Source organism: Phaeobacter sp. B1627 (genome assembly GCF_006265095.1).
Classification (GTDB): Bacteria; Pseudomonadota; Alphaproteobacteria; order Rhodobacterales; family Rhodobacteraceae; genus Epibacterium.
Genome location: NZ_VCNK01000135.1, coordinates 1 through 304, shown reverse-complemented (window position 1 = coordinate 304; position 304 = coordinate 1). Strand labels below are relative to the sequence as shown.

The 304-nt window shown below is 66.8% G+C and carries 1 pseudogene; it reads left to right on the top strand.

The features are described from left to right. Positions 1–304: pseudogene (locus tag FGE21_RS20180) on the top strand (recombinase family protein); the annotation flags it as partial.

The window sequence follows — 304 nt, the reverse complement described above, 5'->3', positions numbered from 1 at the left end:
CCGGCGGAGCAGGTCAAAGACCGGATGATCGAGCTGGATCAGCAACGGCAGCAGCTGGAACGTAACCTGGCCACTTCCCCTGCCCCGGATCCGATCCTGATCCATCCGTCGATGGCGGTGACTTACCGCGCGCGGGTGGCGGCACTGATCGCGGGTCTGGGCAACAGTACAGAGATGCCCGCTGCGAAGGAAGCGCTGCGGGCCTTGGTGGACCGGCTTGTGCTGACCCCGTCGGAGGGGAGCACGGGCGTTGAGATCGAGCTGGAGGGGGATCTTGCGGCGCTGCTGCGACTGGCGACGGGGT